Source organism: Streptomyces sp. AC558_RSS880 (assembly GCF_019049255.1).
Classification (GTDB): domain Bacteria; phylum Actinomycetota; class Actinomycetes; order Streptomycetales; family Streptomycetaceae; genus Streptomyces.
The window spans coordinates 382,391-405,798 of record NZ_JAGMUJ010000084.1; the positions used below are offsets into that span (position 1 = coordinate 382,391).

Here is a 23,408-nt window from a genome sequence, read left to right on the forward strand (position 1 = left end):
CGGCGTCAAGTGCGCGCGCGTCACCCGTCCGCTCCGGGCCCCTCACGAGAAGCCGCGGGACCATGGCGTCACCCCGTGGCTCCCGGCCTCTTCGTCGACGACTTCGGCGACCGGGTCGCCCGGATCGCCGCGCGAGGGCTCGAACCCGTGCGGCGGGAGACCTGCGCGAACGGCGTCCGCAAGGCCACGCACCGGGATCCCGACGGGAACGAGTCCGGCTTCGGCGGGGCGCCCGCCTGAGCCGTACGGCCCGCAGCCGCGAGGGCCGCCGGGGAAGGGCACCCGGACCGGCCGGACCGCGTGCCCCTTCCCCGCCGGACCCGCGGTCCTACGTCATGAGCCGCGCGTCCGCCCAGTCGGCGTGGTCGGAGTCGACGCCGTCCCCGCCGTCCGTGACCCGCAGGGTCAGCCGCTGGACGCCGGTGACGTCGAGGTCGATCCGCCGGACCTCGTCGGTGCCGTCGAGCACCTCCGTGACCGCCGCGGCCCTCCCGTCGGCGAGGACCTCGAAGGACACGCTGCCCTTGCCGCCGACCTCGTCGTCGACTCCCACGGCGGCCGTGAACCTCCGGTAGCCGCCGCCCAGTTCGACGACGACCTCGGAGGCGGCGTGCACACCGAGTCCCTTGTCGTACTCCGTGCCCCGGATGCTCAACGGCCCTCCGTCGGCCGGGTCCCGTTCGCCGTTGGACAGGTCGCGCTCGACGGGTCCCCATCCGTTGCGCTCGGTGGTGAACGGCAGATCACTCACGTAGTCGACACCCGGCGGGGACACGAACACCCGGACCGTGCGCTCGACACGGAGCACTCCGGTGCCCGGCCGGCCCGGAGCCCGGTACTCCGCGCTCACCACCAGCTCATGACTGCCGTGGCCCACGTCCTGCGGCACGCTCACCGTCCAGTCGCCCGACAGATCGCGGCCGACGGGCAGTTCGGCGGCCGCGGGATCGTCGCCCCGTACCGTCCAGCCCTCGGGGGCCCGCAGCGACAGCCTGACCTCCGTGGCCGGCCCGGCGTCCTCCACCTCGAACCGCCCGGTGACGCCGACGGAGGCGCCCGGGTCCGCTTCGGTCCTCGCCGGCCCCGCGGTCAGCGAGGTCAGCGGCAGCCGTGTCACCGGCCGGTCGCAGGTGTCCCGCCCGGGCACGGCCCGGCAGACGACTCCGGCGAAGCCGCCGTCTTCCACCACCGGCACCTTCAGGGTGTCCCGGCGGGTGACGACGTGCCGTTCGCGGACCAGTCCGCCGCCGTCGCCGCCGTCCCGTACGACCTCGGCCAGCCAGCGTCCGCCGCCGAGGAAGTCCAGCGCCACGTCCTGCGTCCCGGCCGGCCCGGAGGCGACGCTGCCGAGGAACCAGCGGTCGTCGTGGCGCCGGGCGAACGCCGCCCCTTCACCGGGCCGTCCGGACAGCAGCCGCGACTCGTCCCACACGGTCGGCACCTGTTCCAGGAACCGCTCCAGCTCGGGGCGTTCCCGGTAGGCGTTCACCGACCCGGCGAAGTTCTGGAAACCGGACTCGTAGACCACGGACAGCGCGAGTTCGGCCGCGTCGGAGACGGTGCGGGTGCCGAACTGGAACGCCATCGGGGTGTAGTCCATCGAGCCGACGGCATTGCGGGTGTACGGCAGCGTCGTCAGCCCGTCGGCGGGGACGTTGCCCTGCTCGGCGCCGTAGACCGCCTCCAGGGTCATCACATGCGGCCAGGTCCGCTGGATGCCCTTGGGCAGGGTGGCGCCGTGGAAGTTGACGAGCAGCTTCTCACGGGCCGTGTCCCGGAGGATGTCGTCGTACCACCGGAAGCGCTCCTGGGAGTCGGAGTCCATGAAGTCGATCTTCAGTCCGGCGGCGCCCCACTTCTTCACCCGGGGCAGGAACTCGGCGCGCTCCGCCTCGGTGTCCAGGTCGCTGTAGTGCACCCACAGCAGCACGCCCACGCCCCGCTCACGGGCGTAGTCGATCAGCTCGGGCATCCAGTCCGTGGTCTTCCAGCCGTCGTCGACCAGGGTGTACGGCCAGCCGTGTGCCGCGCTGTAGTCGACGAAGCGCTGCTGGACGGCGAGGCTGCGCTGGGCGGCGGCGAACCCGTCCAGCCAGGACCAGGCGACCTTGCCGGGCCGGATCCACGAGGTGTCCTCGATGCGGGAAGCCGGGGCGAGATCGTCGACCAGGGTGGATTCGGTGACGGTGGCGAGGTCGCCGATGACCGCCGTTCGCCAGGGCGTGGCGAGCGGTCCGGTGGACGTGACGGAGGCGTCGGCCAGGCGCACCGCGTACTCTCCGCTGCCCTCCTCGTGGACGAGGCGGCTCGCGTCGTAGCGTCCGTCGACGTCCGATTCGGTGAGCAGGGCGTAGGTGTCGCCGACCTGGAAGAGGGACGGGTACGCGTAGGAGCCGTCGGCGGCGCCCGCCGCGGTGGCCGGGGCGTAGAGGCGCTCGTAGTTGGGCGTGTACGGCGTGAGCCAGGCGCGTGCGGAGCCGGGGAGCCGGAACGCGGACGCCTCGCGCTCGACGGTGACCTCACCCTCGCCGGGCAGTACGTAGCGATAGGCCATGCCGTCGTCGGAGACCCGGACGAGCAGGTCGAGGCGGGCACCGCCCCGGCCCCTGAAGGAGAACCGGGTCTCGGTCGCCCGGACGGTACGGCGGAGCTGTTTGCCGGTGGTCATGGTGTAGTGCTCGGTCACCCGCCGGGTGTGCCGGGAGGCGAGCCGCAGATCCGAGGTGAGGTCGGCGTCGGCGGTGACGAGGCCGACCGGAGCGGGTTCGAGCACCGTGGTGGCGCCCTTGCGGGCGGCCAGGGTCACCGTGCCGTCGGCGGCGTCCAGACGGACGACGGCGGTGACGCCGTCCCGCTGCTCGCGGGGCTGGTGCACGGTCCAGCTTCCCCCGCCGCGTCCGACGGCGTGCGCCGGTGCGGTGAGGGTGCCGACGGCGAGCATGACGCCGAGGAGAAGGGTGAGACAGGCGGGGAGGAAGGTCTGACGCGAACCGCCTGGCGACGTACGCGACGGTCTGAGCACGGATGGGCCTCCGTCCAAGAGACGTGACATCGTTGTCATCCTTGGTTCCGTGAGATCCCTTCCCTGCTGTCGGCTCTTCAATCTCCGCCGCGCACGCGGCAGTCGGCCGGAACTACCCCTTGCCGCCCCTCTCGTAGTGCAGCGAGATGGAGCGCAGGACGTCGGCGGAGGAGACGTCGGTGCGGCCCTCGTCGTGGATCTCGGCGAGCTGGACGAAGGCGAAGGTGAGCGCGGAGGTGATCTGCACGATGGCGGGGCCCAGCTTCTCGGTGACGATGTCCGCCACCTCGCGCGCGCTCGCGTCGGCCGGCAGCTGGATCCGCGGCAGCATCTCCTCCAGGAGCTGGGCGACGGCTCCGCTCCCCGTCACGTCGGCGTCCGGGTCCGCGCGGAGCCGCCGCCGCATCTCGAGGGCCTCGGTCAGGATCCCCACACCCCGCTGCATGATCTCCCGCTGCTCCATGGGCACAGCCTAGACATGGACTGGCCCGGCCGAACCGCTTCCGACTATCATCCTTTACCTATATGAATGAGAGCTTTGTCCCTCGAGGGCGGCTGCCGCGTGCGGGTGTCCTCGCCCGAGTGAGTGATCCATGTCCCGCACCCGCCCCACGGACGACGGCGACGAGCTTCTGGTCAGGCTCGGGACGCTGACGGCACAGGCGCGTGCGCAGGCGGAGGTGCAGCGCTCCCGGGTGGAACTGGCCGTCGCCCTGCAGCGCGGCATGCTGCCGAGAGGGCTGCCGGTCGCCGACGGTGTGCGGCTGGCCGTGCGGTACTCACCGGCGTACCAGGGTCTCAATGTCGGCGGTGACTGGTACGACGCCTTCACCATGCCCGACGGCCGGATCGGTCTGTCGATCGGCGACGTCCAGGGGCACAACATCGAGGCGGCCGCCTTCATGGGGCAGGTCCGGGTCGGGCTCCGGGCGCTCGCCTCCGTCGACAGTGAACCGGGCGAGCTCCTCGCCCGGACCAATGAACTGCTGTTGTCCCTCAGCTCGGATCTCTTCGCCACCTGCACCTTCATGCGGCTCGATCCGGCCACCCGGCTGCTGGAGAGCGCGCGGGCCGGGCATCTGCCGTGTGTGTGGGCCACCGCGGACGGCCGGTCCGGGGTGACCGAGGACGAGGGAGGTCCGCCGCTGGGGGTCCTGTCCGGGGCGGTCTACCCCGTCACCCGCTACCGGCTGGACACGGGCGGGGTGTTCGTGATGCTCACCGACGGGGTCGTGGAGGGCCCGTCCATGCACCTCGACGAGGGACTGGACCAGGTGGTGCGGCTCGCCGGCGTCGCGGCGGTCGCGCGCCTGGACACGGACGCGCTCGCCGCCGCCGTGATCAAGCAGGCCGAGCAGGTGGGGCACGACGACGACGCGGCCGTCATGGTGATCGGGCACGACGGACCGGCCACTCCGCCATAGGGCCGCAGACCCGCGCGTCCCACCTCGCCGACGCGGCGGCCTCGGTGTCTGATGGCTTGTGTGGTGGCCCGCCAGGATCTTCGCGCACCGGCCGTCTTCGTGCTGGAGACGCTGGCCGTCGCCGCCTGCTACTACGCGGGGGGACGACTGGGGCTGCTGCGCGAGCTCCACATCGACGGTGCGGTGGTCTCGCCCATCTGGCTGCCGACGGGCGTGGCCGTCGCCTGTCTGCTGATCTTCGGGCTGCGCTGCTGGGTGGGCGTCGCACTCGGCGCCCTGCTGGTCCTCACGCACCTCACCTCGCTGCGGCTGTCCTCGCTGGGCGTCCTCGCCGGCAGCACCGCCGCCCCGGTGTGCGGTTGTCTCCTGCTGCGCGGGGTGGGCTTCCGCACCGATCTCACCCGAGTGCGGGACTGTCTCCATCTGGTGTTCCTCGGCGCCTTCGCGGCCATGCTCATCAGCTCGTCCATCGGCGCCGGCCTCCTCGTCGCCACGGGTGACCTGCCGGCGCGCAACGTCTGGCGGGTGGGGCTGGCCTGGTGGGTGGGCGACGCGATGGGCGTGCTGCTCGTCACCCCGCTGCTGCTCCTGCTGTACCGCGTGCGCGCGCCGGTGCGGCCGGTGCACTGGTCGAGGTGGAGGGAGGCGGTGGGTCTGGCGGTGATCGCGGGCTGCCTCGTACCGCTGGCGACGTACAGCCGGGCCAGTCTGCTGTTCGTCATCTACCCGCTGCTGATCTGGGCGGCCCTGCGGTTCCAGCTCGGGGGCAGCATGGTGTGCGCCCTGTTCGCGTCCGTCATGGCCACCGTCGCGGCGACCGACCGCGTCGGACCGTTCGAGCACCTGACCGAGGTGGAGGTCCTGGTCAACCTTCATGCGTTCAACGGGGCGTTGGCCCTGACCGCGCTGCTGCTCTCCGCGGTGATCACGGAGCAGCGCAACACCCGGCGCTCCGTGGAGCGGGCCTGTCAGGAGTTGGTCGAGGTGCTGGAGCATCTGACGGCGGGGGAAGCGGCGGCGCGTCCCCCGCGGGACGAGGGCGGGCGGCCGCGGAACACGGACTGATCGCTCTCGCCCCCGCCGCCCCTTCCCGTCCCGACCCCGGAGGCTGCGCCCCCAGGGTCCCTTTCGGCCCTGAACGGGCCTCGTCCTCGAACGCCGGACGGGCTGATGTCAGCCCCTCCGGCGTTCGAGGAGCGGGGGCGGGCACGGGGGCGAACACAGCGTGCCGAGCACGTCCGGGTACGCCGGCTCCCCTACGGTTCCGGATCGTTCACCCGCACGGCCGGGCGGGCCGCTCACTCGCCCAGGGAGTCGGCGTCGCCCATGACGATCACCGGGTGCCGGTCCGGGTCGAGGGTGCGCAGGAGTTCCTCCATGTGGCGCTCCGAGAGGCTGACGCAGCCCTGGGTGGGCCCCTGGTGGTCGACGTGCAGCCAGATGCCGCCGCCCCGGTCGGCACCGAGCGGACGGGTCCGGTCCAGCGGGGACGTGCCCGGCTCCCGGTTGTAGTCGATGGCGATGACGTAGTCGAAGGAGCCTTCCAGCGGTTCGCCCTCGAAGCCGGTGCCACCGGCCGTGAACCCTTCCGACTGGTCGTACGGCAGCTCGGTGCCGGGATCGGGCAGCAGCCCCCCGGCGTCGGTGAGGGTGAACACGCCGATGGGCGAGCGGAGGTCACCCGCCCGGTGGTCGTCGGTCCAGCCCTTGAGGGCGTTGTGCGCGGGCCATGCCGGGCCGCCCTCCCATCCGGAGCCGGTGTGCTGGTACAGCACGGCCCGGGAGCGGTTGGCGTCCTTGTGGCGGCCGGTGACGACGACCACCTGGCGGGCGTTCGCGGGAATCCAGGCCCGGGTCCGGGGGCCGAGGCCGGGGATCCGGGTGAGCGGTCGTGTCTCCGCCCCGGTACCGGGCCGGCCCTGTGCGGTGTTGGCGGTGCCGGGCGCGGTGTCGGCGGTGCCGGGCGCGGTGCGGGCCGTACCGGGCGCGCCGGCCGCCGGGACGTCCCGCGTCGTGGTTCCGGTGCCCGCTCCGCATCCGCTCAGTGCCGCCAGCACGACGAGGGCGACGGCCGCCCACGCCGCCCGGCCGCGCACACGGACGAAGGCACCGGCCCGCCGCCCGGCACGGTACGGAGCACGGTGACGCGGACGGGTCGGGCAGTCGATCGATGAAGCCATGTCCCCAGCCTGACTTCGACTTCCCGGAATCGCGTCAGCTCCCCGCGCGAGTCCGCCGAAGTCCCCCATCTGCGCTGCCCGGGAGGCGCGCGGGAGGGGGTCCGTCCGGGTGACGGGCCCGCACTCCGAGTGGAGTACGGGCCCGCCGGACGGAGTGGCGCGCGGGGTGGCGCTACCGGTTGATCACGAACTGCGAGCCGGGTTCGATCAGCACGTCCCCTTCGGCCGAATCGGTGATGGTGACGTCCGTGAGCGTGGCGCTGCCGCGGGCGCCGCCCATGGCGAGGATGCCGGACCCGTTGTTGGACCTGTCGATGGTGACGCCCGTGATCCGGGCGTCCGGCACCGCTCCCCCGCCCGACTTGAACTGGATGCCGTCGTAGGTGGAGTCGTGGATGTCGGTGTCCCGGATGACCACACCCGGGATGTCCAGCCCCTGGGCGAACAGGGTGATCGCCCCGAACTCCTGGTCCTCGTTCCAGAAGGCACCGCCGGTGCGGTACAGGCCGTTGTCGGCGATGAGTGTCTGCCCGGAGAAGGGCAGGGGGTCGTGGTCGGTCGCCAGCATGATGCCCGGGTAGTTCATCGTGTCCTGGACGAGGTTGCTCTCGATGGTGTTGCCGTGGCCTCCGTAGATCGCGATGCCGTTGGCGCGCCAGGGCAGTTGGACGGTGTTGTTGCGGAAGTGGTTGTCATGGCCGATGTCGACCGACGGGTCCTTGACGTACTTGCTCGCCCAGACGGCGAGCGCGTCGTCGCCGGTGTTGCGGAATGACGAGTTCTCCACCTCGGAATTGCGTGTTCCGTTGGCGAGGTTGATGCCGTCCGCGTAGGTGTCGCGGATCCGCATGCCGCTGAAGCGCAGTCCGTCGGCCGGGCCCCACAGTTCGGGGATGTTGCTGTGGTCGCGGCCCACCCAGACACCGACGTTGGCGTGCTCGATCCACACATTACTGATCTTCGTGTTCTTGCCGAACCGGCCGTTGAGGCCGACCCCGCCCTCGGCTCCGCCGTCGCCGCCGCGGATGGTGCCCGAGCCGAAGATGGCGATGTCCGAGATCCGGGTGTTGTCGTCGATGTCGAAGCCGAAGTTGCCCTCGTGGGGGTGGTTGATGCCGCCCGCCTGGTGCGGTGGCGTCAGCGTGTAGAGCTGGGAGTGCCACATGCCGGCGCCGCGGACGGTGACGTCGCGGATGCCGACCTGGTTGTACTGGCCGCGGTTGTGCGGGTCGTCGGTGAGGATCTTCTGCTCCTGGCGCCACTGGCCCGGCGGGATCCACACGCAGTCGATCCGCCCGTTCTGGTCGGCGGTCACGGCGCGCTGGAGGGCGTCGGTGTCGTCGATGCCGTCGTTGGGGACGGCGCCGTACTCCGTGATGGAGACGCATCCGGCGGGCTTGTCGGTGGGCGGGGCCACCTGCTCCAGGTCGACCAGGTCGACGACGTAGAAGGCGGCGGTGTCACCGGCGTCGCGCTGCAGCCGGAAGACGGTGCCCGCCGGGTAGGTCGCGCCGAGCAGCGCGTGGGACTCGTCGAACAGGCGGCGGGCGTCGCTCCCCGGGGTGTTGGTGAGTCCCTCGGGGGCGTCGGTGTTGCCGTACAGCCAGCTGTGCTTGGAGCTGAGGCCGATCTTCTGCACGAACTCGCCGTCGGCGTAGAGGCTGAGGGTGGCCTCGGTGCCTCCCCCGCCCGGGGCGTCCGGGATGGAGTTGCGTACGACGATCGAGTTGGTCGGGCCGCTGGAGGTGAACTGGACGTACTGGCCGGTGGAGTCGAGGCGGACCGACTCGCGTCCGGAGGACTCGGTGGCGAAGTTGGTGTGGCCGAAGGTCCGCTTGGCGTCGGCGGTGAGGAGGGTGCCCCGGTACGTGCCGTCCTCCGCCTCGTACTCGGTGTACGGCACGGCGGCGCCGCGGCCGACCACGATCGGGCGGGTGAGGACGTTGTTGTTCTCGTCGGTCTCGTCGACGGTGTCCGTGGCGTCCGCGGTCGCGGTGAGGAGGCTCGCGCCGGCGGTGGCGGTCCAGGTGCCGTCGACGGCGACCTCGGCGGTGGCGCCCGCGGCGATCGTCCCCGTCGTTCCGTCGAGGGTTCTGCCGCCGACGGCGAGACGGGTCACGGAGCCGGCGGGGGCCGGTGAGGTGCCCCGGTTGTGCACGGAGACGGTGAAGGACACCGGCGCGCCCGTGGCGGGGTTCGCCGGATCGGTCCTGATGCTCCGGACCTCCAGATCGGGGCCCGGGCTCTGCGCGACGGTCAGCTTGTCGGTCGCGGTGCGGCTGTTGTTGGTGTCGTCCTGCTCGGGGACGGTGTCGGTGGGGTCGACCACGGCGGACACGGTGTAACTGCCCCGGGCGCGCTTGCCGACGTCCACGGAGACGGTCGTGGAGGCTCCCGCGGCGAGCGCTCCGACGGGGGCGCTGCCCGCGACGGTGCCCTCCAGGCTGACGTCGACGGTGACGGCGGCGGACGCGGCCGTCCCCGCGTTGCGCACGGTCGCGCGGACGGTGACGGCGTCCGTCTCGGTGGGCGACGCGGGCGTCCACGAGAGGTCGGGGACGACCAGGTCGGGGTGGGGGGCGGCGGTGCCGACGACCTGCAACTCGGCCACCTGGGCGCCGTATCCGCTGGTGTTGTGCGTGAACCTCAGCCGCACGTCGGCGTAGCGGCCGGTGACCGGGATGGTGACGGTGTTGCCGCCCGCGCCGGGGTCGAAGGTGTAGTCGGCGCGGGCCTTGATCGAGGTGAAGGTGCCCGACGCCCGCTCGCGTGCGAGGACCTCGATGCTCTGGGTCCGTTTCGCCCAGGCCGGTTCGGGGTTGAGCTTGACCACGACTGCGCCGAGGTCCGCGTCGGCACCCAGGTCGACCGTGAGGGTGGCGGGGTGGCCGGTGGACTCCCAGTAGGTGCCCAGCTGCCCGTCGTTGGCGTTGGTCGCCACGAACGAGTGAATTGTGGAGGAGGCTTCGATCGGTTTGCCGAGCGCCAGGTTGGTGCCGTCGACCGGCGGTTCCTCCGGGTTGCCGCCGTCGTCACCGCCGTAGACCTCGATCTCCGACAACTGGGCGGCGTTCCAGCCGGTGTTGGCGCTCACCCGGACGCGGATGTGGCGCACGTCGCGGGCGGGGAAGCCGACGGTGACCGTGTTGCCGCCGTCGGGGTCGAAGCGGTGGGCGGCGGAACCGGACAGCGTGGTGAAGGTGGAGCCGTCGGTGCTGCCCTCGACGGAGAGGGTCTGGGTGCGGGCCTCCCAGGCGGTGGGCAGCTCGAGGACCACCTGCTCGGCCTCGACGGTGCCGCCGAGGTCGACGCGGATCCACTGCGGGAAGGCCCCTGCCGGGCCCTCCCAGTAGCTCAGCTGGCTGCCGTCGGTCACATGGGCGGCGGGATAGCCGGCGTGGGAGCCGCCGGCCGTGACGCTCTTGCCGAGCGCCAGGTTGGGGCCACGGACCGCTTTCGGGGCGGCGTCGGCCGTATCGGGTTGCAGGCCGACGGCGACCAGGCCGGCCAGGAGCAGGCCGGTGATCGTCCGTAGGCCGAAACGCTTCCGTCTCATGAAGTCCTCGTTCCACGGCGGGTGCTGGAGGGTGGCCAACCGGGCAATCGGTGCTCCTGCCACGGATTGCCATGGCCAAGTATGGATTTTGCGCGGGGGAGTTCATTTCTTGCGGCTTCCGGATTGAAGTTTCCGGCTCGCGTCCCTCTTGTCAATGGCACGCACACAACGTCCTTGAGGGCCGTGCCGTCTCTGGTGCCGCCCTCGCGCCGCGTGAGAATGTCAACCGATGGCCGCGCAGAAGAAACGGTCAACCGCGCTCGGCCGTACCATGGCTGGCCACCGGGGGAACCAACAGGCAGAAAGGGGCACCGCCATGTCCGAGAACTCGACCGCGGCCACCGACCTCACGTCCCAGTACTCCGCTCAGGTCGCGGGTGATCTCGAGCGCAACGTCAAGGAGCAGGAGCGGGTCACCGCGGAGATCGCGGCGCTGCAGGAGCAGTTGACCGTGCTTCAGCACGACCACACCCTCCTGGTGAACATGCGGCAGGCGCTGGGCCTCGCCTCGGCGCCCGCCGAGGCCGTGGGCACGCCCGAGCCCGCGGTCGCACCCGAGGCCGTAGGCACGTCGCAGCCGGTGGGCACGCCGGAGGCCGTGGAGGCGCCGGAGGCCGACACGGCGCCGGGCGGTGCGACCGTGCCGGCGCCGCGCAAGAGGGGCGGGGCCCGGCCGGCGGCCACGTCGGGCGAGGAGAAGCCGAAGCGGGCGAGGAAGACGGCCGCGCGCACCGCGTCCGGGAAGTCCACCCCGTCGGGGAAGGGGAAGTCCATCTCGTCGGGGAAGTCCGCCCCGTCGGGGAAGTCCACGCGCAAGCCGCCCGCCGCGAAGGCGGAGAAGCCCAAGGCGGACGGCCCCAAGCTGGTCGAGCTCGTCCGCCGGCACCTGGAGGAGCAGAACGAGCCCCGCTCGGCGGCGGAGGTCGCCGGCGCGCTCGGGCAGGCCCACCCCGAACGCGCCATCAAGACCACGGTCGTGCGCAGCACCCTGGAGGGCCTCGTCGCCCGCAACCAGGCCCAGCGCACCAAGCAGGGCTCGTCGGTCTTCTACACCACGCCCGACAGCACCGAGCAGGCCCCGAAGGCCGAGGACGCGGCGCGGTCCTGACGCCGTCCCGGCCGCTCACCGCTCCGTGTGACGCACCTCCACCGGCTCGAAGGTGATCCGGGTACGGGCCGTGCCGCCGGCCCAGACGACCTCGGCCGTCCCGTCGTCCACCCGGACCTCTTCGACCGCCTCCGACAGGGGCGCGGCGTCCGCGTCCGCCGTGAGGGAGGCCAGACTGATGTGCACGGAAGTGCCCGCACAGCTGCCGGTGAGGCGCGGGACGCTGGCCCAGCGGGTCCAGGCCGTGCCCTGGGGGGCGCGGACCGGGCCGGGGGACGGGTCGTCCCAGCCGTACAGGCCGTACAGGGCGGAGACCAGCGGCTCCTCGGGGCCGGTGGCCCAGCCGGTGTGGGTGAGCCGGGCGCCCTCCGGCGCCCCCACGACGCGGTGCACGCGCAGTTCGTGGCGGCCGCGCGCCACCGTCACGCTCTCCACCCGCAGGCCCGGGACCATCGGCGGACCGCCGGCGAACACGGGGCGGTGCCACGAGGCCGCCCAGCCCCAGCCGTCGCCGTGTCCCGCGCCCAGGGGGTGGATGCGGCGGCGCACGCTGTGCCGGCCGCCGGTCTCCACCGACAGGTGGTTGTCGGCGACGTTCCCCGGTGCGGTGGGGCCGGTGCGGGTGGAGTAGGCCTGGCGCCCGTAGTGCGGGTCGTCCTCGGCCGCCGTCTCGCCCTCGTGCGGGCGCACGTGGTCGCTGCCGTGGTTGTGCAGCCGTACGATCCCGTCGGCCCGCGTCGCCTGGACGAGCAGCCCCGGCGCCGGCAGCGCCAGCACGCGGTCGGACTCCTCCACCGGTGCCGGCTCCTCGCGGGCCGTCCAGAACGCGTGGCCGGCGGGGGCGAGCAGCGCGACGAACGCCTTCGACGCCCAGTACGGTGACGCCGGGCCGGAGTAGCCCTGCAGACCGGCCTCGTGCGGGCCGTACCAGCCCAGGCTCAGCAGGCCGTCGGCGGTCAGCGCGCCCCGGTCCAGGAAGTGACGCAGGCTGCCGCTGGCGATGCGCCGGGAGGCGCCCGGGGTCAGCGGGGTGTGGCCGGTGACGGCGCCCAGCGCGACGGCCGCCGAGGCGGCGAAGCGGTACGTCAGCGACCGGCCGAAGTGCAGCGGCGCCCCGTCCGCGCCGAACATCAGGGCGAAGCCCTCCAGGTGGGCGCGGAGCCGTTCGCCGTGGTGGGCCGAGGCCTCCTCGTCGCCCGCGAGATGGGCGTCGAGGACCGGGTACAGGTGCAGGGCCCAGCCGTTGTAGTGGTCGAAGGCGCGTCCGTCCCCGTCGGCGTACCAGCCGTCGCCCCGGTACCAGCTCTCCAGCAGGTCCAGCGCCCGCTGCCGGGCCGCCGCCGTCTCGGCGTCGCCGCGTCCGACGGACTCCAGGAACCCGGCCACCGTGTACGGGAAGAGGTACCAGTTGTTGGGCGCCGGGGTGTGCCGCAGCGCCCCCCGCAGCCACTCCTCCGCCCGGTCCTGCACACCGGCGTCGAGCCGCTTCCACAGCCAGGGCGCGGTCAGCCGCAGGCCGAGCGCGACGGACGCCGACTCGACCATCGGCTGGCCCTGTACGTCGTGGTCGAGGATCAGCGGCCAGGACTCGGTGTCGTCGCGGCCCGGGGTGCGGGTGCCGGCGGCGAGTCCGCTCGCGTACCGCTCCAGCAGGCCGTGCGGGTCGTCCCCGTCCGCGCCCGCGACGCGGAAGGCGGCGGCGAGGAACGTCCTGGCATAGCCCTCGAGTCCGTCGGAGCGCACTCCCGAGCGGGAGGGGCGTCCCGGCAGGTCCAGCAGCGCGCAGCCGGGGGTGCTCCAGCGCCAGGCCGCCGTGAGGAGCCCGTCCGCCACGGCTTCCCAGTGGGCGCGGGTGTAACCGGTGCGGGGGCTGATGTCGTGGTCGTCGGCGGGCAGTTCGAAGGGGTCGCTCATGCCAGGAAGGCCAGCCTTTCGCGTCGTACGGGGTGGAGGAAGCCCTCGCCGGAGGTCCAGCGCGCGATCTCGGAGAGGGCGAGATCGGCCAGCCGGCGCCACTCGTTGCCCTGGGAGCCGGCGAGGTGGGGGGTGAGGAGGACGTTGTCGCACTCCCACAACGGGTGGTCGGGCGGCAGGACTTCGGGATCGGTCACGTCGAGCACGGCGCGGATGCGGCCGGCCAGCGCGGCGTCGGTGAGCGCCTCCTGGTCGACGACCGCGCCGCGCGCGGTGTTGATCAGTACGGCGTCGGGGCGCATGGAGTCGATCAGTTCACGGCCGACCAGGCCGCGGGTCTCGGGCAGCAGCGGGGTGTGCACGCTGACCGTGTCGCCGCGCCGGAACAGCTCCGCCAACCCGACGCGCTCGACGCCGAGTTCCCTCGCCCCTGCCTCGTCGACGAACGGGTCGTACAGCAGCACGTCGACGTCGTGCGGGCGCAGCAGGTCGATGACCCGGCGGCCGATGAGGGAGGCCGACAGGACGCCGACGGTGCGGCGGTGGCTGCCGACCGAACGGGAGGTGCGCAGCCAGTCCGGCCGGGTGCGGGAGGCGCGGTAGTCGCGCGCGCTCTCCAGGGCCCGCTTGGCGGTGAGCAGGATCATGGCGAGGGTGTACTCGGCGACCGGGACGGCGTTGGCCGCGGCGGCGGAGGACACCTCGATGCCGCGTTCCCAGCAGGCGTCGGTGACATGGCCGCGTACGCTGCCCGCGGTGTGCACGACGGCCCGCAGCCGGGGTGCCGCGCGCAGCACGTCCGCGTCCAGGGGCGGGCAGCCCCAGCCGGTGACCAGTAGGTCGACGTCGGCGAGCACGGTGCGGGCACGGGGCGTGGTCAGGTCGTCCAGGACCGGGAGCGGTGCGAGGTCGCACAGCGCGGCGAGGGCCGCGAGCGACTCGTCGTCGAGGACCGCCGAGGCGACGTCCGGGGACATGGCCAGTGCGGCGCGGGGGCGGGGGCCGGGCGTGGACTCGGTCATGGTGGCGGCGGAACTCCTTGTGCGGGCGGGGTCACTTCACGGCGCCGGCGGTCAGACCGCTGCGCCAGAAGCGCTGGAGCAGGGTGAAGGCGAGGATGAGCGGCAGCACGGCGAGCAGTGACCCCATGATGACGACGGGGTAGTACTCCGGCGAGACGGACGCGGAGCTGTTCCACTGGTACAGGCCGAGGCTGACGGGATACAGGTCCTGGTCGGACAGCATCACCATGGGCAGGAAGAAGTTGTTCCAGATCGCGGTCAGCTGGAAGAGGAAGACGGTGACCAGGCCGGGGCCGAGCATCCTGAACGCCACCCGGACGTAGGTGGTCAGCTCGCCGGCCCCGTCCACCCGCGCCGCCTCCAGCACCTCGTCGGGCACGTAGCCCCGCGCGAAGACGCGGCCGAGGTAGACGCCGAAGGGGTTGAACAGCACCGGGACGAACACCGCCCAGAAGGTGTTGACCAGGCCGGTCCCGGAGGCCATCAGGTACAGCGGCAGCGCGAGCACCGTCTGCGGCACCATGACCGCCGCCAGGACCAGGCCGAACAGCTTCTCCTTGTGCCGGAAGCGGTACTTGTCGAAGGCGTAGCCGCAGGCCACGCTCACCAGCGCGCCGAGGGCGGCGCCGAGGACCGCGTACAGCAGGCTGTTGACGTACCAGCGGCCGTACAGGCCGCCGTCCATGGCGAACAGGTCCTCGAGGTTCTGCAGGAAGGAGAAGTCGCCCAGGGACAGCAGGTCGCTGCCGAACAGCGCGTCGCGGTTCTTCGAGGCGGCCAGCACCAGCCACAGCACCGGCAGCAGCGTGTAGAGCACGGAGACCGCGACGACCACGTTGACGGTGGCGCGGCCCAGCAGCTTCGGGCGGAGCAGGGAGCTGTCGGCGGCGCTCATCGGGCCTCCTGGGAGACGTCGGCGCGACTGGTGAAGCGGGTGACGCCGTAGGACAGGGCGATGGTGCAGACGAGCAGGACGACCGAGGCGGCCGCCGCGAGGCTGTAGTTGTTGCGGGTGAAGGCCGCGTCGTAGATGTACATGCTCGGCGAGAACCGTGAGTTGATCATCGGCGACGACTGGCTGAGCAGCATCGGCTCGGTGAAGAGCTGGAGCGCCCAGATCAGGGTGAAGAGGGAGACCATGACGATCGAGGCGCGCACCAGTGGCGTCTTCACCTGGAGCGCGGTGCGCACCGGCCCCGCGCCGTCCACCACGGACGCCTCGATCACCTCGCGCGGCACCGCCTGCAACGCGGCGTAGAAGACCACCATGTTGTAGCCGAGGTTGCTCCACAGGGCGATGTTCACGATGGACGGGATCACCGTGTGCACGCCGAGGAAGTCGATCGTGATGTCGCCCTGGGCGAACAGCTCGATGACCGGGCTGATGCCGGGCGTGTACAGGTACAGCCAGATCAGCGCCGCGATGATGCCGGGCACCGCGTGCGGCAGGAACAGGCCGAGCTGGGCGAGGGCGCGCAGCCGGACCACGCCGGAGTCCAGCAGCAGGGCGAGGGCGAGCGCGCCGACGACCATGAGCGGGATGTAGATCAGGCAGTACAGGGCGACCGTGCCGAGCCCGCCGAGGAAGGTCGGGTCGGTGAGCACGGCCGCGTAGGAGCGCAGCCCGACGAAGATCCGGCGCTCGGGACCGAAGCCCAGGCCGGGCTGGTCGTCGCTGAAGAAGCTCAGGTAGACGGCCGTGCCGACGGGGATCAGGAAGACGGTGACCAGCAGGGCGAAGAACGGCGTCATCAAAACGCCCGCGGCGGTCAGTTGACGGCGCTTGGCCGCTCTGCGGGCACGCGGGCCCGACGCGGAGGGGGCCGGGGCACCGGCGCGGGAAGCGCCGGCCGGCACCCGGGTGTGGGTGGTCGTGGTCATGGGGTGTCACCTGCCTTTCGTCGGCTCAGGTGCTGTGCTGGGTGGTGGACAGGCCCAGGGCCCTCAGATCGGGCATGGTGCCCTCCTGGGCGGTGCGCAGGGACTCGACGAGGGAGCCCCGGCCGCCGCCGACGCGGGCGAAGGCGTCCTGCATGACCTTCTGCGTCGCGCTCATCCGCGGTCCCCAGAGCCAGTTCTCGCCGATCTTCCCGGCCTCCTGCTCGAACAGGGTGTAGATGTCCTGTCCGCCGTAGTACGAGCGGTCGAACGCGTCGCGGCCCACCGCGACCAGGCCGGGTGCGGCCGGGTACTGGCTGCTGGTGCCGCTGGACAGGCGGGCGCGCAGGGCGTCGGGGTGGGAGACCTGCCACTCGATGAACTCCATGGCGGCCTCGGGATGCCGGCTGTCCTTGGTGACCGCGAAGGTCGAGCCGCCGTGCGTGCCGACGGAAGGGCTGCCGGTGTCCCACTGCGGCAGCGGCGCGATCCGCCACTGTCCCTTCTGTCCCGGCCGCGCGTTCATCTGCGCGCCGGCGTCCCAGGCGCCGCTGAGCCGGGTGAGGACCAGGCCGCCCCCGATCTGGGCGTCGGACTGACGGCTCTCGACGGCGTTGACGAAGACGTCGTCGCGGTCGATGAGTTGCTGCCAGTAGTCGGCGACCTTCCGCGAGGGTGCGTCCGCGAGGGAGACGTTCCAGGCGCCGCGGGAGGTGTCGAACCACCGGGCGCCGGCCTGCCAGGCGTACGCGGCGAACTGGGTCATGCCGTCGGTGGGGAACAGCACCAGCCGCCGGTCGGGGGCTTCGCGGCGGACGGTCGCGGCCTGCTCGGCGTACTCGTCCCAGGTGCGGGCGACCCGCAGCCCGTACTGGTCGAACAGGTCGGCGCGGTAGTGCATCACCATCGGCTCGACGTCCAGCGGCACGCTGAACACCCGGCCCTCGAAGGTGGTCAGCCCGAGCGCCTGCGGCAGCAGCTTGCGGCGCAGGCGCTCGCCGACCAGGTCGGTGATGTCGCGGGCGACGCCGTCGATGGCGTACCCGGGGACCTGCGGATACTCGATGGTGGCGACGTCGGGGGCGTTGCCGGCCCGGGCGGCGTTGCTCAGCTTGGCGTAGCCGCCCTGCCCGCCGGAGGGGATCTGCTGGAACTCCACCTGGACGGTCCGGTGGGTGCGGTTGAACGCGTCGACCACCTCCTGGCTGCCGCGCAGGGCGGACCAGAAGGTGATGCGCGTGGTGGTGCCCGTGCGCGCCGACGAGGCACCGTTCTCCCCGCTGCAGGCGCTCACGGCTCCTGTCAGCGGTACGGCGGCCGTCGCGGCGAGCACGGAACGACGGCTGGGTCGTCCGGGCATGGTGCCTCCCGCGGCTCCTGCGTGTCCGGGGACACGGCTGTTCGGGACACGGGAATCCTCAACGCCCGACCGGCAAACGGTCAATAGATCGATCAGAAGAAAATGAAACGTTCAAACGCTCATTCATGCCGTCCGGCGGTGCCGGCCCACGCCCGGGTCGATCCGCGCACCCTCAGCGCCGGCAGCAGTTCGGTCCGCCGCACCGGTCCCCCGGCGCCGTGCGGTGCGGCGAGCCGCTGGAGCAGCAGCTCCGCCGCGGCCCGGCCGACGTCGGCCTTGGGCGGGGCGACGGCCGTCAGCGGCGTGGTCCCGAGCCCGGCCACCACGTCGTCGTACGCCACGACCGAGCAGTCCTCCGGCACGCGTACGCCGCTGTCCGCCAGCCGCTGTACGAGCATCAGCGCGTCCACGTCCCCGTGCAGCACCGCCGCCGTGGCCCCCACCTCGCGCAGCAGCGCGGGCAGCTCCGCCGTCTCCTGAGCCGTGTACGGCCCGTCGTGACCGACCTCCGGGGCGCACAGCGTCCACGCCCACTCCTCCACCAGCGGATGCGCGCCGGCGATCCGGGCGCACGCGGACCGCAGGGTGCGCGCGGTGGGGCTGTCGTCGCGGGTGGCGAACACGATCCGCCGGTGGCCGAGCCCCACCAGGTGCTGCACGGCGAGATGGACGCCGTAGGCGTGGTCGGAGCAGACCGAGTCCATCGCGTGCAGCGCGCCGCCCGGCCGGGGGCGCCGCTCCATCAGCACCGCGGGCACGTCCAGCGCGGCGAGCCAGCCGTAGTCGCCCTCCTCGTCGGCCCGGGTGCGCCAGCGGGGGGCCAGCAGCAGGCCCGCGGCGCCGTCCGCGAGGGCCCGTTCCACCAGGGGCCGCTCGGCGCCGGCCACCTGCGGCGCGATGTGCAGGGCGATCCGCTTGCCGGCCGCTTCGAGCACCGAGCGGGCGCCGTGCAGCGACTCGTACAGGTAGCTGTGCCGCTCCGGGACGACGACGGCCACCGCCTCGCCGTCCGGCGCCGGGGCGGCCGGCAGGTCCTGGGCGGCGAGGGCGGAGCGCACGACGCCGTGGCCGCGCCGCAGCCGGCCCTCGCGGGCCAGCTCCTCCACGTCCCGCCGCACCGTCACCACCGACACCTGGAGTTCGGCGGCGAGGTCGCTCACCCGCGCCGAACCCCGGGACTCGACGGCCGCCAGGATCCGCTGCCTCCTGAGCTCGACCGGCTCCCGCATGAGGCCCCTCCCCGCACCTGAATGTTCGTTTGAACGATACGGGCATCATAACGATCGTCAGCCGCCCCGGGCCCTGGCCGGACGGCCAGGGCCCGCCCGGTGGAGAGGCCCGTGTGACCGCCGCCGACGATCAGGATCTCTCGCACGGTGACCTCTGTTCCTCGTCCGTCACCCCGACGACCGGACAGGACACCGGGACGTGACGCGCGCGGGGCACCCGGACGTGTGCGGCCGGTCACACGGACCGGTGCGGGCCGGGCGCCGGTGGTCAGCCGAGGGCGGTCACCTCGACGGCGAGGTCGTTGTCGACCGTGTAGTAGGGGCGCACCGCGGACCCGCCCGCGGTGACCCGCGGGTACACGAACACTCCCTTGCGGTCCGCCACGTCGTCGAGGAGGCGGCCGACCCTGGTCAACGGCGCGTCGGCGGCGGGGCGGAGGAACACGTCCCAGATCCGGCTGTCGGAGGCCACGAGGTCCGCGCAGGCGACGGTGAAGGCGAAGCCGCCGTCCTGGGCGGGCCGTACCGGGACGCCGTGCAGGGTGTCCCTGGTGCCCCGCAACCGCAGCACCGCCTCCGCCCCTTCGGAGAGTTCGGCTCCGTGCAGACGGGCGCGGACCGTGATCGTCCCGTCGGCGATGTCGACGGGGCCCGCCTCCGCGTGGGCGGTGCGCAGCCAGGTCCGTATCGCGAGGAAGCCGTCCTTGGTGGTGTACGGCACCCGGACGGCCACCGGTGACGGCCGGTCGGGCGGGCCGCCGTCGACGAGCGCCCGCAGGTCCCGCGGGCCGGGGCGCAGCCGCTCCCGTGCGGCGTCCGGGCCGGGCAGCAGATACGTGTCCCAGCGGCCCTCCGCGAGCCGGGGCAGCGGCTCGAGCACGGCGCGGAACTCGCCGTCGTCGCCGTGGGGTTCGAGGTCGAGGGTGTGGGTGGTCTCCTCGGGCCGGCCCTTCTTGGGGCGCAGCACCAGCGACAGCCGGGGGTGCGTGGCCGTCGGCGGCCGCAGGCGGAAGGTGATCCGGCCGTCCGCGTCGATGGAACAGTGGGTGCGCGGGGCCGTGTTCATCGGCGTCCCTTCCGTACGGTGCGCAGCGCGTTCGACGCGGCGGCGATGGCGAGGTCACGGGCCGCGTGGCCCCGGCTGGCGAGGGTGTGGTGCGTCCCGCCGTGCTCCGGGGTGCCGCGCGGTCCGCCGTTCCTGGCCTCGATCGCCTCCTGGAGCAGGCGTTCGGCGTGGGCCACGACCGGGCCGGGGGCGAACCGGCGCGCGTTGGCCACGGCCGCCTCGCCCATGCGGCGGCGGCGCTCGTCGTCGCGTACCAGGTCGAGGAGGGCGGTGCCGAAGGCCGCGGCGTCCCCGACCGGCACCAGCCGGCCGTCCTCGCCGTCCTTGATGATCTCGCCGGGCCCGTAGGGGCAGTCGGTGCTCACCACGGGCAGTCCGCAGCGCATCGCCTCGACGAGGGTCATGCCGAACGGCTCGAAGTTCGACGCGGCCGCGCCGATCGAGCCCTTGACCCACTCGGCTTCCATGGGGGTCGCCGCGCCCATGAGGAAGACGTTGTTCCACAGGCCGAGCGTCTCGATCAGGGCGCGCAGCCGGTCCTGTTCCTCGCCCTTGCCGTAGATGCGCAGCTGCCAGTCGGGGAACTCCGCGGCGACCCGGGCGAACGCCTCGATGATCAGGTCGAACCGTTTCACCGGGACCAGCCGGCCCGCCGCGACCACGACCTTGGCGGTGCTGTCGGCGGCGGGCAGCACGGGGTCGGGGACGCTGTTCGGGAGTGCCTCCACCCGGACGCCGGGCAGCCGCGTCTTGCGCCGGTAGGAGTCGGCGTCGGCCTCCGTGACGGTGGTGAGCACGTCGAGCCGGCGGTAGGCGCGGCGCAGCGCGGTGCGCAGCGCGGGCGGATGGTTGTCCAGGGTGAGGTGTTCCTGGCCGACGCGTGCGACGTGCTCCGGGGCCTGGAGGGCGAGGTGCACGTTGAGTCCCGGCCGGGTGCCGATGACGACGTCGGCGTCGGTGTCCGCCAGGCACTCGGCGATCCGCTCGTCCGTCAGCTCGCTGTACTGGTGGTGGCGGTACTCGGCGGCGGGGAACACCTTGGCGGGTCTGCCGTGCAGGGGGTGGTCCTTCTCCCGCCGCAGATCCACCAGCGCCCGCAGCCGCACTCCGGGGTGCGGAGTGAGGTTGGGGTGCTCCCGGTGCCGTAGCACCGAGACGATCTCCACGTCGTGCCGTTCGGCCAGCGCGGCCGCCAGGTTGAACGTGGTGGTGATCGTGCCTCCGATCCCATAGGCGTTGTGGATCAGAAAAGAGATCTTCATAGCGGTCCAGACCGCATGAGACGTTCAGGAGTTGTCTGCTGTTATCAGTTTGTTGCCGCGATGATCACTGTTGTTGAACTGCCGGATTCCCGCGCTGGATACGCATGCCGGGCCGGCGGCGGTGGACGGTGAGGTAGGTCAGGCCCTCGGGGCCGGCGGTGAGGCTTCGGGTGGACCCGTGCGGGAGCCAGGTCAGCGCGCCGGCGGGGAGGGCGTGGGGACCGTCGGGGGCGGTGAGGGTGCCGTGGCCGGCGAGGACCAGCAGGAGGACGTCGAGGTCGGGCTCGCGGTGGGTGTCGACCCCGCGTCCGGGCGGGATGCGTACGACGTTGGCGTCGAGTTGACGGCCCGGCTCGGCGAGCCGCCACAGGGCACCGGCGGACGCGTCGTCGAGGGCGGCCAGGGCGGCCGTGTCACACAGGACCCGCGGGAGCGGGAGGTCCTCGCCGGGGGTGTCACTGCTTTCCGACGTCATGAGATGTCACCGTCCCGGGTGCGTGGACGCGCCGGCCGTCCCGGTCGCCTTTCAAATGCGAACCTAGCATGCAGATTTGGGTGGTGCCGGTCACGGTCCGCCGTCCACCGCCCACCCGAGCGGGTACGGCTGCGGCTCGGCGGCGGGGGGCTCGCCGCCGGCCTCGTTGAACGCGGTGAGGGCGCCGACCAGCGCCGCCCGCTGCGGTGGGGCCAGCCGCTCGACGATCGCGGCGATCTCGGCGCGGCGCCGTGCGGTGACGTCCTCGACCGTGCGCCGGCCCTCGCCGGTGAGCCGCAGCAGGGTCTCCCGGCGGTTGGCGGGGTTGGTCTGCCGGTCGGCGAGACCGGCCGCGATCAGCCGGTCGACCATGCGCATCGCGGTGGACGGGGCGACGTGGAGCAGGTCGGCGAGCGTGACCAGCTTGGTGGCGCCGCGGGTGGAGAGCACCATCAGCATCCGGAACTGCGGCAGCGTCACCCGGTCCTCGACCGCGGCAAGGGACCGCGCGGACACCGCCACCAGCAGCCGCGAGGCGGTCAGCACCGCACGGGTGACCGCCTCGACGTCGTCCCTGGCCCCGCCGGGGGGTTCGTCCTGAGGCATGTGTCCTTTGTACCTCGCGGTGATCGCCGCTTGTACCTCGCGGTGATCACCGCCCCCTCACCCGGGGGGCGCGGACTCCGCGTCCTGGTGGCGGTGGTAGCGCAGGAGGAGCATCGCGGCGTCGTCGCCGGGCGGTCCTCCCGCGTGCTGGACCAGGTCCTCGCGCAGGGCCTCCAGGGCGCGGTGCGCGTCGGGTTCCTTCAGCAGGTGCGTGCGCTCGCCCAGCGGGTAGAAGCGTCCGTCCCGGTCGCGGGCCTCGGTGACGCCGTCGGTGTAGAGCAGCAGTTGCTCACCCGGGGCGAACGCCACCCGGTAGGGCTCCGGTCCCCCGGTGCCGTGCGCGGACAGGCCCAGCGGCAGCGCGAACGACGGCGGCTCCGGGAAGTCGGCGCCGCCGTCGCGGCGCAGCAGCATCGGGGCCGGATGGCCGTAGTTGAGGAGGACGACCTCCTGGTCGGCGCCGATCTCCGCGAGGATCGCGGTGACGAACCGCTCGTCCTCCAGCTCCCGGGCCACGCTGCGCTCCACCCGCTCGCCCAGCTTGACGAGGTCCGGCTCGTCGTAGGCGGCCTCCCGGAAGGCGCCGAGGACCACGGCGGCCGTCTCCACGGCGGCCAGGCCCTTGCCCTGCACGTCACCGAGGATGACCCGGACGCCGTGCGGCGAGGCCACCACCTCGTAGAGGTCACCGCCGATCCGCGCCTCGGCGACGGCGGACGTGTAGGACACGGCCGCCTGCACGGGGCCGACGGTCAGCGGCACCGGCCGCAGCAGCACCCGCTGGGCGACCTCGGCGATCGACCGCACGCCGGCCAGTTCCGCCTCCCGGCGCGAGCGCATCACCGCGGCGGCGATGCCGACGCCGGTGACTCCGGCGACCGACGCCATGGCGGTGTAGCCGCGGCGCGCCGGGAACAGTTCGTTGTACAGGCCCAGCCCGGCGCAGAGCAGCAGTGCCAGGACGCCGATCACCGCCGTGCGGCGCCAGCCGCCGACCAGGCCGGCGAAGGCGGGTCCCAGCGACACCAGCGGAAGCAGTCCGACCCCCGGACCGGCCACGACGTCGACGACCGCGATCACCGCCATCACCACGATCGGCATCCAGGACAGCACCCACTGGGCCGAGGGGATCGATGGCGGTCTCTCGTCGGTCATGTCCTGCTCCAGCGGTGTCGAGGGCACTCGAGAGCCGCCCGGTTCCTCCGCGGACGCCCCTCCCTCACCTTTAGACTATGCAAAGATCGGCCGCTCCCCGCTCCCCCGGGCGGACCTTTATCCGATCGAGTCCGCACCCGGGCCGCACCGT

General features: G+C 72.8%; 19 protein-coding genes. 4 read left to right on the forward strand and 15 right to left on the reverse strand.

Features of this window, described 5'->3' with window-relative positions; translation table 11 throughout:
* Positions 1 to 75 precede the first annotated feature (75 nt).
* Positions 76 to 240 carry a hypothetical protein gene (locus KUM38_RS26485; protein ID WP_254397736.1) on the forward strand — a complete coding sequence of 55 codons (165 nt, stop codon included), beginning with the start codon at positions 76 to 78 and terminating at the stop codon, positions 238 to 240.
* A gap of 88 nt (positions 241 to 328) precedes the next feature.
* Here the strand turns inward: KUM38_RS26485 and KUM38_RS26490 are convergent, their stop codons facing one another.
* Positions 329 to 2,941 (reverse strand): glycoside hydrolase family 97 catalytic domain-containing protein, encoded by a 2,613-nt coding sequence (locus KUM38_RS26490; protein WP_254397792.1) that lies wholly within the window; start codon positions 2,939 to 2,941, stop codon positions 329 to 331.
* 193 nt (positions 2,942 to 3,134) lie between these two features.
* A complete protein-coding gene (locus tag KUM38_RS26495; RefSeq protein WP_217132547.1) occupies positions 3,135 to 3,485 on the reverse strand; it encodes a hypothetical protein in 351 nt (116 codons plus the stop codon).
* Between the two features lie 130 nt (positions 3,486 to 3,615).
* On the opposite strand from KUM38_RS26495, the gene KUM38_RS26500 reads away from it, so the two are divergent.
* Positions 3,616 to 4,446, forward strand: coding sequence for a PP2C family protein-serine/threonine phosphatase (locus tag KUM38_RS26500; RefSeq protein WP_217132549.1), 831 nt, complete (start codon positions 3,616 to 3,618; stop codon positions 4,444 to 4,446).
* A gap of 51 nt (positions 4,447 to 4,497) precedes the next feature.
* Positions 4,498 to 5,511 carry an MASE1 domain-containing protein gene (locus KUM38_RS26505; RefSeq protein ID WP_217132551.1) on the forward strand — a complete coding sequence of 338 codons (1,014 nt, stop codon included), beginning with the start codon at positions 4,498 to 4,500 and terminating at the stop codon, positions 5,509 to 5,511.
* Between the two features lie 233 nt (positions 5,512 to 5,744).
* On the opposite strand, the gene KUM38_RS26510 is transcribed toward KUM38_RS26505, so the two are convergent.
* Both KUM38_RS26510 and KUM38_RS26515 read right to left on the reverse strand, forming a co-directional pair.
* Positions 5,745 to 6,626, reverse strand: a complete 882-nt coding sequence (locus KUM38_RS26510; protein ID WP_217132553.1) for a L,D-transpeptidase family protein — start codon at positions 6,624 to 6,626, stop codon at positions 5,745 to 5,747.
* A 172-nt stretch (positions 6,627 to 6,798) separates the two neighbouring features.
* The gene (locus KUM38_RS26515; protein WP_217132555.1) at positions 6,799 to 10,182 is read right to left on the reverse strand and encodes a CARDB domain-containing protein; all 3,384 of its coding nucleotides are present in this window, start codon (positions 10,180 to 10,182) and stop codon (positions 6,799 to 6,801) included.
* A gap of 316 nt (positions 10,183 to 10,498) precedes the next feature.
* On the opposite strand from KUM38_RS26515, the gene KUM38_RS26520 reads away from it, so the two are divergent.
* A complete protein-coding gene (locus tag KUM38_RS26520) occupies positions 10,499 to 11,290 on the forward strand; it encodes a hypothetical protein (protein ID WP_217132557.1) in 792 nt (263 codons plus the stop codon).
* 15 nt (positions 11,291 to 11,305) lie between these two features.
* Here the strand turns inward: KUM38_RS26520 and KUM38_RS26525 are convergent, their stop codons facing one another.
* The 11 genes from KUM38_RS26525 to KUM38_RS26575 form a co-directional block, all read right to left on the reverse strand.
* Positions 11,306 to 13,204: a DUF2264 domain-containing protein gene (locus KUM38_RS26525; RefSeq protein WP_217132559.1), complete on the reverse strand. Its 1,899-nt coding sequence runs from the start codon at positions 13,202 to 13,204 to the stop codon at positions 11,306 to 11,308.
* Positions 13,201 to 14,226 carry a hydroxyacid dehydrogenase gene (locus KUM38_RS26530; RefSeq protein ID WP_217132562.1) on the reverse strand — a complete coding sequence of 342 codons (1,026 nt, stop codon included), beginning with the start codon at positions 14,224 to 14,226 and terminating at the stop codon, positions 13,201 to 13,203. The genes KUM38_RS26525 and KUM38_RS26530 overlap by 4 nt, the downstream gene beginning before the upstream one ends.
* A 31-nt stretch (positions 14,227 to 14,257) precedes the next feature.
* Positions 14,258 to 15,121: a carbohydrate ABC transporter permease gene (locus KUM38_RS26535; protein WP_217132564.1), complete on the reverse strand. Its 864-nt coding sequence runs from the start codon at positions 15,119 to 15,121 to the stop codon at positions 14,258 to 14,260.
* The gene (locus KUM38_RS26540) at positions 15,118 to 16,107 is read right to left on the reverse strand and encodes a carbohydrate ABC transporter permease (RefSeq protein WP_217132566.1); all 990 of its coding nucleotides are present in this window, start codon (positions 16,105 to 16,107) and stop codon (positions 15,118 to 15,120) included. The genes KUM38_RS26535 and KUM38_RS26540 overlap by 4 nt, the downstream gene beginning before the upstream one ends.
* A gap of 25 nt (positions 16,108 to 16,132) precedes the next feature.
* Complete coding sequence (locus KUM38_RS26545) at positions 16,133 to 17,464, reverse strand: ABC transporter substrate-binding protein (protein WP_217132568.1); 1,332 nt, start codon at positions 17,462 to 17,464, stop codon at positions 16,133 to 16,135.
* 119 nt (positions 17,465 to 17,583) lie between these two features.
* Complete coding sequence (locus KUM38_RS26550; RefSeq protein WP_217132570.1) at positions 17,584 to 18,693, reverse strand: substrate-binding domain-containing protein; 1,110 nt, start codon at positions 18,691 to 18,693, stop codon at positions 17,584 to 17,586.
* Between the two features lie 268 nt (positions 18,694 to 18,961).
* Positions 18,962 to 19,759 carry a transferase gene (locus KUM38_RS26555; protein WP_217132572.1) on the reverse strand — a complete coding sequence of 266 codons (798 nt, stop codon included), beginning with the start codon at positions 19,757 to 19,759 and terminating at the stop codon, positions 18,962 to 18,964.
* A complete protein-coding gene (locus tag KUM38_RS26560; RefSeq protein ID WP_217132573.1) occupies positions 19,756 to 21,021 on the reverse strand; it encodes a glycosyltransferase family 4 protein in 1,266 nt (421 codons plus the stop codon). The genes KUM38_RS26555 and KUM38_RS26560 overlap by 4 nt, the downstream gene beginning before the upstream one ends.
* A gap of 64 nt (positions 21,022 to 21,085) precedes the next feature.
* Complete coding sequence (locus KUM38_RS26565; RefSeq protein WP_217132575.1) at positions 21,086 to 21,496, reverse strand: hypothetical protein; 411 nt, start codon at positions 21,494 to 21,496, stop codon at positions 21,086 to 21,088.
* Between the two features lie 90 nt (positions 21,497 to 21,586).
* Positions 21,587 to 22,102, reverse strand: a complete 516-nt coding sequence (locus tag KUM38_RS26570; RefSeq protein ID WP_217132578.1) for a MarR family winged helix-turn-helix transcriptional regulator — start codon at positions 22,100 to 22,102, stop codon at positions 21,587 to 21,589.
* Positions 22,103 to 22,159: 57 nt separating this feature from the next.
* Positions 22,160 to 23,257 carry a PP2C family protein-serine/threonine phosphatase gene (locus tag KUM38_RS26575; protein WP_217132580.1) on the reverse strand — a complete coding sequence of 366 codons (1,098 nt, stop codon included), beginning with the start codon at positions 23,255 to 23,257 and terminating at the stop codon, positions 22,160 to 22,162.
* Between the last annotated feature and the right edge of the window lie 151 nt (positions 23,258 to 23,408).